Source organism: Massilia sp. Masssp94 (assembly GCF_059491305.1).
Genome location: NZ_CP168501.1, coordinates 3,063,280 through 3,076,833 on the forward strand (window position 1 = coordinate 3,063,280; position 13,554 = coordinate 3,076,833).

Sequence of the window (13,554 nt, forward strand, 5' to 3'; positions counted from 1 at the left end):
GCACTATACTTATTGTCCGGAATCATTCTTATTAAGGCCATCATGACGCGCAGCGCACCCGTCTCGGCGGACATCTCCACGGCGGACGCCTTTCGCACGATTGCCGAACTGGGCGGTGACCTGGCCTTCATCCTCGATTGCACCACCGGCCTGCCGGCGTATGTCAGCCCGGGCGTCGACGACATGCTCGGCTATTCCCTCGCCGACATCCGCGCGCAGATGGACAAGGGCGGCGACGGCCCGCTGGCGGCCTTGTGCGCCGGCCTGCCGGAGCGGCTGCGCCGGTTTGCCGCCGGCGACGGGTCGCGCCTGCGCGTGATGCGCGAGTTCGACCTGCGCCGGCCGGACGGGAGCGAGGTGGCCGTCGAGGTGATTTCGACCCTGGCGCTGGACGACGCCGGCCAGCCGCGGGCGCTGCTGGGCCTCGTGCGCGACGTGTCCGCGCGGCGCGAGCGGGAGCGCGAGAGAAAACGGTTTGCCAGCATGCTGAACCATGAATTCCGGACGCCGCTGTCGACGATCGACGGCGCGATCCAGCGGCTGGAGTCCCTGGGCACCAAGGCCGACGAGGCGACGCGCGAGCGCTACCGCAAGATCGCGACCGCGACCGACCGCCTGATCGCGATGCTGGACGACTACCTGTCCCCCGAGCGCATGGCCGCACTCGGCAGCCAGCGCCGCGAGAACAAGGTGGGGCCGAAGCTGCTGCTGGAAGAACTGGTGGCGCAGGCGCGCGCGGCCGGACGTCCCGTGACCCTGGAAGCCAGCGACCTGCCGGCCGCGCTGCGGGGCGAACCATCCGGCCTGCGCCTGGCGCTCAAGGTGTTATTGGACAATGCCCTGCGCTATACGCCGGCCGGTACCGCGCTGCATGTGGCGGGACGGCGGGTCGACGGCGGCGTCGAACTGGCGCTGCGCGACGAGGGGCATGGCGTGCTGGCGGACGACGTCGCGCGCATCTTCGACAAGGGCTACCGCGGCGCGAATGCCGAGGGTATCGCGGGCAGCGGGCTCGGGCTGTACATGGCGCGCTCCGTGGTGGAAGTGCACGGCGGTAGTTTGACATATGCATGTCCTCCAGAGGGCGGCGCCGAGTTCAGGCTTTGGCTGCCGGCACAGGCGAGCGGGGCAAAAAGTCTTGCTTCCGGAATGACCAGCAGTGATAATCGGCATGGCGACCGGGGTTAGCCGCCCGACAACGAAGCCGGGAATACGAAACAAGGAATTGGCAAAACCCATGACGCAAATATTGATTGTTGAAGACAATGGCGAATACGCAGGCGATATGGCCGATTTCCTCAAGGAACTCGGCCATGAGGTCACGATCGCGACCACCGCCAGCGATATGTGGGCCGCGCTGACGCGCACGCCGGCGGCCGTGGTCGTGCTCGACCTGGGCCTGCCCGACGAGGACGGCTTTAACGTGATTCCACGAATGCGCCAGCTGTATCCCGAGATCGGACTGCTGGTGCTGACGGGCCGTGTGGCCTTCGACAACCGCATCCTCGGCCTGCGCCTCGGCGCCGACCACTATCTCACCAAGCCGATCAAGTTCCCGGAACTGGCTGCCCACATCGAGGCGCTGGACCGCCGCGTGCGGCCGTCGTCCGAGCCGGCGCCCGCGCCGAGCAAGTGGACCCTGCGCGTCTCGGCCCGCCAGCTCGAGCTGATGGGCAAGGTGATCGACCTGACGGAAAAGGAGTGCAACTTCCTGCACCTGCTGACCATCAACACCCGGCCCGTTCCGCGCCAGGTGATCGTGGCCGGCATGGGTGGCGACGATCCGGATGCCAGCCGCCGCGTCGACATGCTCGTCTACCGTCTGCGCAAGAAGGCCCGCACCGGCCTCGGCCAGGATCTGCCGCTGCGCAGCGCCTATGGCGAGGGCTACAGCCTGTCCGCCGGTTTCACGCTGGCGTAATCAATCGGGGACAGAGCGAGGCGGTCGCGTTAGAATGACGCCATGGCCCGCCAACCCCGACTCATCCTGCCGCACGAGCCGCACCTGATCATCCAGCGCGGCAACGACAACCAGCTGATCTTCCGCGACGACGAAGACCACCGCCGCTTCCTGGAATGGCTGCGCGAGAGCGCGAAGTTCTACCGCGTGGCCATCCACGCGTACGTCCTGATGCCGAACCACCTGCATGTGCTGGCGACGCCGTCCGACGAGGACGGCCTGGCGGCCATGATGCAGAAAGTGGGGCGGTTATATGTTCCCTGGTTTAACAACAAGTACGGCCGCTCCGGCACCCTGTTCCAGGGACGTTTCCGCACGTCCGTGATCGACCCGGACGCGTATTTCCTGGCCTGCATCCGCTACATCGAACTGAATCCACTGCGCAGCCAGCTCGCGTTCGAGCCGCTCGACTACCCGTGGTCGAGCTACGCGCATCACGCCGGCGTGCGGCCGGATCCGCTGATCACCGACCACGCCAAGTACTGGGAACTCGGCAACACGCCGTTCCAGCGCGAGGCGGCCTTCATCGAGCTGGCGCAGCAGGGGATGTCGGGGCAGGAACTGGATACGATCAATGCGGCGGTGCTGAAGGGGGCGCCGCTGGGATCGCATGAATTCAAGGTCGCGCTGGAGCACAAGACCAGGCGGCAGATTTTGCCGGCCAAGCGGGGGAGACCGTTCAAGGTGAAGGCTGCGGAATAGATTTGTGCGCAGCGTCATTGCAACAAATGAATGATGAGGGGGCTAAAGGCCTCCTTTTTTATTGCCCCGTCGCCCCCGCGAAGGCGGGGGTCCAAGTTGTTGGCGGGCACGCGGAACTTGGGCTCCCGCCTGCGCGGGAACGACGGTTTTGCGCATAACTATATGATTTTATTGATATGGCAGGCGAAACGCATCACTTGTTCTACTGTGTCCCCATTTAATTTAAGACCAAAAAACTCTGTATTTAATTCGACTCCGACCCTAATTATTGCTATTGATGTTTACCGAAGTCTGCTCTATCCTCGGCCTTCAATATCTTCAAAATGCTGCGGAGCCCCCATGATTGCCCAAGGTTTGTACGATCCCGCCAATGAACACGACGCCTGCGGCGTCGGTTTCGTCGCCCATATCAAGGGCAACAAGAGCCACTCCATTATTGAACAGGGTCTGCTGATCCTGAAGAACCTGGACCACCGCGGCGCCGTCGGTGCCGATGCCCTGATGGGCGACGGTGCGGGTATCCTGATCCAGATCCCCGACCAGTTCTACCGCGACGAGATGGCCAAGCAGGGCATCGAACTGCCGCCGCCGGGCGAATATGGCGTCGGCATGATCTTCCTGCCGAAGGAACACGCTTCGCGCATCGCCTGCGAACAGGAAATCGAGCGCGCCGTGCGCGCCGAAGGCCAGGTCGTGCTGGGCTGGCGCAACGTGCCGGTGGACGACACGATGCCGATGTCGCCGACCGTCCGCGCGAAAGAGCCGGTGATCCGCCAGATCTTCATCGGCCGCGGCCCGGACGTGATGGTCACCGACGCGCTCGAGCGCAAGCTGTACGTCATCCGCAAATCGTCGGGCCACGCGATCCAGGCCCTGAAACTCATCCACGGCAAGGAATTCTTCGTGCCGTCGATGTCGGCCCGTACCGTCGTCTACAAGGGCCTGCTGCTGGCGGACCAGGTCGGTGTGTACTACAAGGACCTGCAGGACCCGCGCTGCGTCTCCGCGCTGGCCATGGTGCACCAGCGTTTCTCGACGAACACGTTCCCGGAGTGGCCGCTGGCCCACCCGTACCGCCTGCTGGCGCACAACGGCGAGATCAACACCGTCAAGGGCAACTTCAACTGGACCCGCGCCCGCGAAGGCGTCATGAAGTCGGCCGTGCTGGGCGACGACCTGCAGAAACTGTTCCCGCTGATCTATGAAGGCCAGTCGGACACCGCCTGCTTCGACAACGCGCTCGAACTGCTGGTCATGGCCGGCTACCCGATCGCCCAGGCGATGATGATGATGATCCCGGAAGCCTGGGAAAACCACGCGACGATGGACGAGAACCGCCGCGCGTTCTACGAATACCACGCCGCGATGATGGAACCGTGGGACGGCCCGGCCGCCATGGCTTTCACCGACGGCCGCCACATCGGCGGTACGCTGGACCGCAACGGCCTGCGTCCGGCCCGCTACATCGTCACCGACGACGACCTGGTCGTCATGGCCTCGGAATCGGGCACGCTGCCGATCCCGGAATCGCGCATCGTCAAGAAATGGCGTCTGCAGCCGGGCAAGATGTTCCTCATCGACCTGGAAGCCGGCCGCATCATCGACGACAAGGAACTGAAGGACACCTACTCGAACGCCAAGCCGTACAAGGCATGGATCAAGTCGGTGCGCATCAAGCTGAACGAAATCAAGCTGTCGGAAAGCCAGCTGTCGCAGAACCGTGCCAAGGATGCACAAGGTGAAAAAGCCGCGATCTCGCTGCTGGACCGCCAGCAGGCATTCGGCTACACCCAGGAAGACCTGAAGTTCCTGATGGCCCCGATGGCCGTGCTGGGCGAAGAAGCCACCGGCTCGATGGGTAACGACTCGCCGCTGGCCGTCATGTCGAACAAGCTGAAGCCGCTGTACTCGTACTTCAAGCAGCTGTTCGCCCAGGTCACGAACCCGCCGATCGACCCGATCCGCGAAGCGATGGTGATGTCGCTCGTGTCGTTCATCGGTCCGAAGCCGAACCTGCTGGACACGAACAACGTCAACCCGCCGATGCGCCTCGAAGTGTCACAGCCGGTGATCGGTTTCGACGACATGGCCCGCCTGCGCAACATCAGCCTGCACACCGGCGGCAAGTTCAAGTCGTATGAACTGAACATCTGCTACCCGGTCTCGTGGGGCAAGGAAGGCATCGAAGCGTCGCTGGCCTCGCTGTGCGCGGAAGCCGTCGATGCCGTCAAGTCGGGCCACAACATCCTGATCGTCTCGGACCGCAACCTCAACGCCGACCAGGTCGCGATCCCGGCGCTGCTGGCGACGTCCGCGATCCACCAGCACCTCGTCCAGCGCGGCCTGCGCGCATCGACGGGCCTCGTCGTGGAAACCGGCTCGTGCCGCGAGACGCACCACTTCGCCCTGCTGGCCGGCTACGGCGCGGAAGCCGTGCACCCGTACCTGGCGCTGGAAACGCTGGTCGACCTGGCGCACACAATGCCGCACACACACGGGAATGAACCGGCTGCCGACAAGGCGATGTACAACTACACCAAGGCGGTCGGCAAGGGCCTCATGAAGGTGATGTCGAAGATGGGCATCTCGACCTACATGTCGTACTGCGGCGCCCAGATCTTCGAAGCCATCGGCCTGAACAAGTCGCTGGTCGACAAGTACTTCCGCGGCACGTCGTCGACGGTGGAAGGCATCGGCCTGTTCGAAGTGGCCGAGGAAGCCCTGCGTCTGCACGGCCTGGCCTTCGGCAAGGATCCGCTGCTGGCCAATGCGCTGGACGTCGGCGGCGAATACGCCTACCGCGTGCGCGGCGAAGACCACCTGTGGACGCCGGACGCCATCGCCAAGCTGCAGCACTCGACCCGTGCCAACAACTTCAGCACCTATAAAGAGTACGCGCAGCTCATCAACGACCAGAGCCGCCGTCACCTGACGCTGCGCGGCCTGTTCGAATTCAAGATCGATCCGACCAAGGCGATCCCGCTGGACGAAGTCGAGCCGGCCAAGGAAATCGTCAAGCGCTTCGCCACCGGCGCGATGTCGCTGGGCTCGATCTCGACCGAAGCCCACGCCACGCTGGCCATCGCCATGAACCGTATCGGCGGCAAGTCGAACACGGGTGAAGGCGGTGAAGATCCGGCCCGCTACATGGGCGAGTTCAAGGGCATCAAGATCGCCAAGGGCGAGACCCTGGCCTCGATCCTGGGCAAGGACCGCGTCGTCGCCGACATCCCGCTGGTCGAAGGCGATTCGCTGCGCTCGAAGATCAAGCAGGTGGCATCGGGCCGCTTCGGTGTGACCGCCGAATACCTGGCGTCCGCCGACCAGATCCAGATCAAGATGGCGCAGGGCGCCAAGCCGGGCGAAGGCGGCCAGCTGCCGGGCCACAAAGTGTCCGAGTACATCGCGTCGCTGCGCTTCTCGGTGCCGGGCGTGGGCCTGATCTCGCCGCCGCCGCACCACGACATCTACTCGATCGAAGACCTGGCGCAGCTGATCCACGACCTCAAGAACGTGAACCCGCACGCGTCGATCTCCGTGAAGCTGGTGTCGGAAGTCGGTATCGGTACGGTCGCCGCCGGCGTGTCGAAGGCGAAGGCCGACCACGTCGTCGTCGCCGGCCATGACGGCGGTACGGGTGCATCGCCGCTGTCGTCGGTGAAGCACGCCGGCACGCCGTGGGAACTGGGCCTCGCCGAGACCCAGCAGACCCTCGTGCTGAACGGCCTGCGCAGCCGTATCCGCGTCCAGGCCGACGGCCAGATGCGTACCGGCCGCGACGTCGTCATCGCCGCACTGCTGGGCGCGGACGAAGTGGGCTTCGCGACGGCACCGCTGGTCGTCGAAGGCTGCATCATGATGCGTAAGTGCCACCTGAACACCTGCCCGGTGGGCGTGGCCACCCAGGATCCGGAACTGCGCGCCAAGTTCTCGGGCAAGCCGGAACACGTCGTGAACTACTTCTTCTTCGTCGCCGAAGAAGCGCGCCAGATCATGGCCCAGCTGGGCATCCGCACGTTCGACGAGCTGATCGGCCGTTCGGACCTGCTGGACAAGTCGAAGGCCGTCGGCCACTGGAAGGCACAAGGCCTGGACTTCTCGAACATCTTCTACCAGCCGAAGGTCGACGACAAACGCCAGCTGCTGCACTCGGACGGCCAGGACCACGGCCTGGACAAGGCCCTGGACCACAAGCTGATCGCGCAGGCCAAGGCCGCGCTGGAGAAGGGCGAGCGCGTCTCGTTCATCTCGCCGGTGAAGAACGTCAACCGCACGGTCGGCGCGATGCTGTCGGGCGAAGTCGCCAAGCGCTACGGCCATGCCGGCCTGCCGGACGACACGATCCACATCCAGCTGCAGGGCACCGCGGGCCAGTCGGCCGGCGCGTTCCTGGCACACGGCATCACGCTGGACCTGGTCGGCGAAGGTAACGACTACGTCGGCAAAGGCCTGTCGGGCGGCCGCATCATCGTGCGTCCGAACACGGAGTTCCGCGGCTGGGCCGTCGACAACATCATCGTCGGCAACACGGTGCTGTACGGCGCGATCGCCGGCGAAGCGTTCCTGAACGGCGTGGCCGGCGAGCGTTTCGCGGTGCGTAACTCGGGTGCAACTGCCATCGTCGAAGGCGTGGGCGATCACGGCTGCGAATACATGACCGGCGGTACCGTCGTCGTGCTGGGCGACACCGGCCGCAACTTCGCGGCGGGCATGTCGGGCGGCGTGGCGTATGTCTACGATCCGAAGGGCGACTTCGAGCAGAAGTGCAACACCGCGATGGTGGCACTGGAGAGCGTGCTGTCGACCAAGGAGCAGAGCGACAAGGCCAGCTGGCACGCACAGACCCGCAACGGCGAGCGCGAGTCGGACGAAGCGATCCTGAAGCGCCTGATCGAGCGTCACTTCAAGCACACCGGTTCGACCCGTGCGCGCAACCTGCTGGACGACTGGGCCAACAGCCGCAGCAAGTTCGTCAAGGTCTTCCCGACCGAGTACAAGCGCGCACTGGAAGAGATGCACAACAGCAGCATGGAAGAAGCCAACGACAAGATCGAACTGGCTGCCTGATGCTCACCGGCGGGCGTCCGACGCGCCCGCCGCATCTCTCTAGACTGAACCGAATACGATAGGAATACAAATGGGTAAGATCACCGGCTTCATGGAATTTCAGCGCCAGGAAGAAGACCACCTGGAACCCGCTGCCCGCCTCAAGAACTACAAGGAATTTTCGATCACCCTGACCGACGCGCAAGCGAAGGTGCAAGGTGCGCGTTGCATGGATTGCGGCATCCCGTTCTGCAACACCGGCTGCCCCGTCAACAACCAGATCCCCGACTGGAACGACCTGGTCTACCACGGCAACTACCGCTACGCCGTTGACAACCTGCATTCGACGAACAACTTCCCGGAATTCACGGGCCGCATCTGCCCGGCACCGTGCGAAGCCGCCTGCACGCTGGGTATCAACAATGAGCCGGTCGGCATCAAGTCGATCGAGCGCAAGATCGCCGACGCCGGCTGGGAACACGGCTGGATCGTCCCGCAACCGGCTGCCGTCAAAACGGGCAAGAAGGTCGCGATCATCGGTTCCGGCCCCGCAGGCCTGGCCGCTGCCCAGCAACTGGGCCGCGCCGGTCACGACGTGACGGTGTTCGAGAAGAACGACCGCATCGGCGGCCTGCTGCGCTACGGCATCCCCGACTTCAAGATGGAGAAGGACCTGATCGACCGCAGGGTTGAGCAAATGCGCGAAGAAGGCGTGAAGTTCCGCACCTCGACCCTGGTCGGCAAAGATTTCCCGGCCACCGTCAGCAACATGGCGCGCGAAACCATTTTCCCGGAAGACCTCGTCAAGGATTACGACGCCGTCGTCATGGCGGGTGGTGCAGAAGCACCGCGTGACCTGCCGGTCCCGGGCCGCGACCTGAAGGGCGTGCACTTCGCGATGGACTTCCTGCCGCAGCAGAACCGTGTCAACGCCGGCGACAAAGTCAAGGACCAGATCAAGGCCACGGGCAAGCACGTGATCGTGATCGGCGGCGGCGATACCGGCTCCGACTGCGTGGGCACGTCGAACCGCCACGGCGCCGCATCGGTGACCCAGTTCGAACTGATGCCGATGCCGCCGGAACAGGAAAACAAGCCGCTCGTGTGGCCGTACTGGCCGACCAAGCTGCGCACCTCGTCGTCGCATGAAGAAGGCTGCGAGCGCGACTTCGCCGTCGCCACCAAGCGCTTCGAAGGCAAGGGCGGTAAAGTGGAAAAAGTCATCGCCTGCCGCGTCGAGTGGAAAGACGGCAAGATGACGGAAGTGGCCAACTCGGAATTCGAACTGAAAGCCGACCTCGTGCTGCTGGCCATGGGCTTCGTTTCGCCGGTGCAGCAGGTGCTGGACGCGTTCGGCGTGCAAAAGGATGCGCGCGGCAACGCACGCGCCACGACCGATGGCGACGTCTGCTACCAGACGTCGGTGCCGAAGGTCTTCACCGCCGGTGACATGCGCCGCGGCCAGTCCCTGGTCGTGTGGGCGATCCGCGAAGGCCGCCAGTGCGCGCGCGCCGTGGATGAATTCCTGATGGGTTCGTCGGTGCTGCCGCGCTGATCGGTTAGCTAAGTCGCAATCAAGGAACGGCCCGGGTCTGCCGCCCGGGCCGTTTTTTATTATCTTGAGCAGGTAATTCGTCTGACTGAAAAACTAATTTGCTTTGATTTCATATTAGAAGTCATACTGTTATTAAAGATGCTGCCAAAAGCTTTGATCTACTAATTTGGCCGAGTTTTTATTTTCAATGGTTAAGTAGAGCGGATTATAAATTAGGCCGTTTGCTTCGCCGTTATTTACTGCATGGGTCATTCGTGTTGCCAAGACAACAGCATTAACACGTGTGTTGGCGCCTCCATCCATTTCGGCTTGCAACAATTTAACGGCTTTTTCTCCGGCTTTTTCAATTTCATTGCTCCAAGAATTATCTGGGATACGTATCCAGATCGCTCCCGGTTTTTCTTTCGATAATTGGCCTACCGCAGACTTAAATGCGTTGACGATTCCGGAAACGCGATCAGAAGGCTTTTCGTTTGCCATCCCTATCACTATCGGTCTCTTCCAAAACGGAAGGTCGTTTTCGTCGACTCTCCCATCGCAGAGCATTGTGACATGATCGAACTCTTCACGAACAAAGAAATTGAACGCTTCCTGCTGGGCTTCCTCATCTGGCCTCATCCAATTGTTGACAACAACTTGGTATTTCCCCGAAGGATCAGTTGAATAGATGAGATCGCCCGTTGCTCGGTCGTATTTTCCACATCCCCCCATCTTGTATTGCTCAATGATAAAGTTTTTTAGTGAGGGAACATCTTTAATTTCAAGGTCATTTTGGGATTTCACAAACACTGCGAAACTTATTTTTTGCGGGCCGAACTCACCCAAAATGCCTTTTTGCAGTCCATCCCATGCTTTTTTTAATTTCTCATCACGCTCTGTGAGCAAATCTCTGCATTTGCATTCAACGTAACCATCAAGACCATCTGCGCGCTTAACGTACAAGTCAGGTGTGCGATTGCTGCCTTCTTCAATAAATCTTACCGAAAATCCTTTGTGACTATACATGGCGGCAACCTCTGCTTCAAAGAACGCAGAGAAAAAGCTGTCCTTCTGTTTTAGGCGGTCAGTCAACTTTTCGAGTCCAGACTCATGTTGGCATCGCTCTAGAATTTTTCCTAAAGTATAGAGCTTTAATATGGATTCGTTGGGAGTGAATTCATGTGTTTCGCGAGCATGGGTAAGGAGCTTTTCTAAATCTAGAGCCCACTCAATTAGAGGGTGCGGATCAGGTTTAAATAAATAGCTATGTTTTCCGTTTTCGGATATTTTCTTAAACTCTTCGATCTTCCGCTTTTCATGTGCCATTTTTTTCATCACCCAATCTCCTCCAATTACAGAGGAGATAACCTGCACTGAACCCATGAGCTCTGGAATAGTTAAGCTTGGTAGCTCGAATTTATTCATTTCTTCTCCAAGTAAATGGGAACTACAGATCAGCTCAGGCAGAGCTAGCTGGACTTATCTGTTAGCATGCATGATTCCGACAATTTGTACAATTTTGGAGACGGCATGAATATCGGCTACGTCGGCCTGGGCGGCATGGGCCATGCCATGGCAAGCAACCTCATTAGTAAGGGCCATACGCTGCGCGTGTGGAACCGCTCGCCCGGCAAGGCGGCCGGCCTCGTCGGGCAAGGCGCCACGCTGGTCGAGCATCCCGGCCAGGCCGTGGCCGGCGACGGCATCGTGTTCACGATGGTGGCCGATGACGCGGCGCTGGAGCAGGTCGTCGGCGGCGCGAACGGCATCGCCGCGACGCTGGGCCCGGGCGGCATCCACGTGTCGATGAGCACGGTGTCGCCGGAGACCACGCGCAAGCTCGCCGCCCTGCACGCCGAGCGCGGCGCCGCCTTCATCGCCGCGCCCGTATTCGGCCGCCCGACCGCCGCGGCCGCCGCCATGTTGTTCATCCTGGCCGCGGGTGACGCCGCCGCGCGCGACAAAGTCCTGCCCCTGCTGGAGACGATGGGCCAACGCGTGTTCCCGCTGGGCGACGATCCGGTCGCGGCCAGCATCGTCAAGCTGAGCGGCAATTTCATGATCATGGGCGTCATCGAGGCGATGGCGGAAGCGGCGACGCTGTGCGAGAAATACGGCGTCTCGCGTTCGGCCATGCTCGACGTGATGACGCAATCGATCTTCGCCACGCCGCTGTACGTCAATTACGGCAAGCTGATCGCGCAGCATGATTACGCCAATCCCGGCTTCAAGCTGTCGCTGGGGTTCAAGGATGCGAACCTCGTACTGGATGCCGCCACGAAGGCGCGCGTGCCGATGCCGCTCGCGAGCATGATGCACGACCGTTTTCTGTCCGCTCTCGCGAAGGACCGCGGCGAGCTCGACTGGACGGCGGCCGCGTTGAACGTGTCGGAAGAGGCGGGTCTCCGTTGATCACTCGTGCGGCGTGACGGCGTCCGGTTCGATGACGAGCATCTCGCCGTCCAGCCGCGCCGTCGTGCCCAGGTCGCGGCACAGCGCCTGCATGCGCGTATAGATCCAGGTGCGTTGCGTGTGGTCGGCCGGCAGCGCGCGGCCGTGGCGGACGAACACCGGGTGCAGCACGATGCGGCGCAGGGCGTCCTCGCCCAGGTGCACTTCGAACAGCAGTTGATGGTCGTTGCGCAGGTCCGCGTCGACGGCGTAGTCGTCGACGAGGTCGCCGGTCGCGTACAGGATCGGCCAGCCCCGGTACAGCTCGATGCCGTGGAAGATGTGGGCGCTGTGGCCGTAGACGATCTTCCAGCCGACGTCGATCGCGGCGTGTGCGAGGCGGCGCAGGTGCGGTGCGGGCGCCGTCACCATGTTCGGACCCCAGTGCAGCGACAACACCGGCCAGCGCACGCCGGCCGCGCGCAGGGGCGCGAGCGCGCGTGCGAAGGCGTCGGTGGCGGCCGTTTCGTCGTGCAGGCCGAGCCAGGCGATGCCGGGGTGATCGTCCGTCGCGGCGAAATCGGCCTGGTGGTCGCAGAACGCCGCCATCCCGACGAGCACGTCGCCGCACGCCACGACGGCCGGGGACAGCGCCCATGCGAGGTCCGGACCGGCGCCGGTGTGGGCGATGCCGTGTGCGTCGAGGATGCGCAGCGTATCGGCCAGCCCTTGCACGTCGTAGTCGAGACTGTGATTGTTGGCGAGGCTGATCATGCGGATGCCGGCGTCAAGCAGCGCCTGGCCGGCCGCGGAGGGCGCCGCGAAGTAATACGCCTTGGGCACGCCGTGCCAGCGCCCGGTACTGTCAGTGAGCGCGCACTCCAGGTTGACGATGGCGACATCGGCCGCACGCAGCAGCGGCGAGATTGCTTCCAGCGGCGCGTGGATGCCGTCGCGCAGCATGACGTCGCGCACGTGGCGGCCCAGCATGACGTCGCCGCCGAACACGAGGCGCAAAGGGCGCAGATCAGGGCTCATGGACGAACCAGCTCGTGAACCAGTCCGCCGCCAGCCGCGCCACCTCTTCCAGCGTGCCAGGTTCCTCGAACAAGTGCGTCGCACCGGGCACGAGCGCCAGCCGTTTTACGCAGCCCAACTCGCCATAGGCCTGCCGGTTCAGCGCGATGACGGGTTCGTCGGCACCGCCCACGATGAGGAGTGTCGGCGCCTCGACGGCGCGCAGGGCGTCGCTGCCGGCGAGATCCGGCCGCCCGCCGCGCGACACGACGGCCGCGATGGGCACCGCCGGGTCGGCCGCCAGCTGCAACGCGGCGGCCGCGCCCGTGCTGGCGCCGAACAGGCCCAGCGGTAACGGGGCCGTCGCGTCCTGCGCGCCCAGCCAGCTTGCTGCCGCGCGCAGGCGGCCCGTCAGCAGGGAGATATCGAATCGGTTATGGTATTGACGGTCTTCGTGCGGCGTGAGCAGGTCCAGCAGCAGCGTACCGATGCCGGCGTCGCGCAGCACGTGCGCCACGTGGTTGTTGCGCGGGCTCAAACGGCTGCTGCCGCTGCCGTGCGCGAACAGCACGACGCCGGAGGGAGTGTCGGGCAGCTCGAGCATGCCTTCCATCGTCGCCGCGCCGCTGTCGATGTGGACCAGGGCTTTTGTCATGATCGTTAGACCATCTGGCAGGGGCAAAGATTCGGCATCCGATTGTTAAATGGGGAGTGACCGAAAGTCCGGCATTTGCCCGTTCCCGAGGTCCGGGACAGGACGCCGAATCGCGATGTAGTGGATCTTCAGGATGTCCCCGTAAAAGGGTTTCTTTCCGGCATTTGTAAAGATTGTTTACTGATGTGAAACAATGTGTTGTATGCATAAGTTATTAAAAACAAGCACTTATGTCGCAAAATATCTGAC

Annotated in this window: 9 protein-coding genes; 6 read left to right on the plus strand and 3 right to left on the minus strand. The window is 62.7% G+C overall.

Annotated elements, in window-relative coordinates:
- Positions 1-42: 42 nt before the first annotated feature.
- The 5 genes from ACEN9G_RS13625 (at position 43) to ACEN9G_RS13645 (ending at position 9,263) form a co-directional block, all read left to right on the plus strand.
- Positions 43-1,188 (plus strand): PAS domain-containing sensor histidine kinase, encoded by a 1,146-nt coding sequence (locus tag ACEN9G_RS13625; protein ID WP_483126708.1) that lies wholly within the window; start codon positions 43-45, stop codon positions 1,186-1,188.
- Positions 1,189-1,237: 49 nt separating this feature from the next.
- Positions 1,238-1,921, plus strand: a complete 684-nt coding sequence (locus ACEN9G_RS13630; RefSeq protein ID WP_036233341.1) for a response regulator transcription factor — start codon at positions 1,238-1,240, stop codon at positions 1,919-1,921.
- Positions 1,922-1,963: 42 nt separating this feature from the next.
- Positions 1,964-2,662 carry a transposase gene (locus tag ACEN9G_RS13635; RefSeq protein ID WP_413340211.1) on the plus strand — a complete coding sequence of 233 codons (699 nt, stop codon included), beginning with the start codon at positions 1,964-1,966 and terminating at the stop codon, positions 2,660-2,662.
- Positions 2,663-3,001: 339 nt separating this feature from the next.
- Positions 3,002-7,729 carry a glutamate synthase-related protein gene (locus tag ACEN9G_RS13640; RefSeq protein WP_413340209.1) on the plus strand — a complete coding sequence of 1,576 codons (4,728 nt, stop codon included), beginning with the start codon at positions 3,002-3,004 and terminating at the stop codon, positions 7,727-7,729.
- A gap of 70 nt (positions 7,730-7,799) precedes the next feature.
- The gene (locus ACEN9G_RS13645; RefSeq protein WP_413340208.1) at positions 7,800-9,263 is read left to right on the plus strand and encodes a glutamate synthase subunit beta; all 1,464 of its coding nucleotides are present in this window, start codon (positions 7,800-7,802) and stop codon (positions 9,261-9,263) included.
- Between the two features lie 132 nt (positions 9,264-9,395).
- Here ACEN9G_RS13645 and ACEN9G_RS13650 read toward each other — a convergent pair whose 3' ends face one another.
- The gene (locus tag ACEN9G_RS13650) at positions 9,396-10,667 is read right to left on the minus strand and encodes a hypothetical protein (RefSeq protein ID WP_413340206.1); all 1,272 of its coding nucleotides are present in this window, start codon (positions 10,665-10,667) and stop codon (positions 9,396-9,398) included.
- A gap of 105 nt (positions 10,668-10,772) precedes the next feature.
- Between ACEN9G_RS13650 and ACEN9G_RS13655 the strand changes: the two genes are divergently transcribed.
- Entirely contained in the window at positions 10,773-11,654 is an 882-nt protein-coding gene (locus tag ACEN9G_RS13655; protein ID WP_413340204.1) for an NAD(P)-dependent oxidoreductase, read from the plus strand.
- Here the strand turns inward: ACEN9G_RS13655 and ACEN9G_RS13660 are convergent, their stop codons facing one another.
- Together ACEN9G_RS13660 and ACEN9G_RS13665 are read right to left on the minus strand one after the other, a co-directional pair.
- A complete protein-coding gene (locus ACEN9G_RS13660) occupies positions 11,655-12,671 on the minus strand; it encodes a CapA family protein (RefSeq protein WP_413340202.1) in 1,017 nt (338 codons plus the stop codon).
- A complete protein-coding gene (locus ACEN9G_RS13665; RefSeq protein WP_440965591.1) occupies positions 12,661-13,305 on the minus strand; it encodes a dienelactone hydrolase family protein in 645 nt (214 codons plus the stop codon). Before ACEN9G_RS13665 ends, ACEN9G_RS13660 begins: the two co-directional genes overlap by 11 nt.
- Positions 13,306-13,554: the final 249 nt, after the last annotated feature.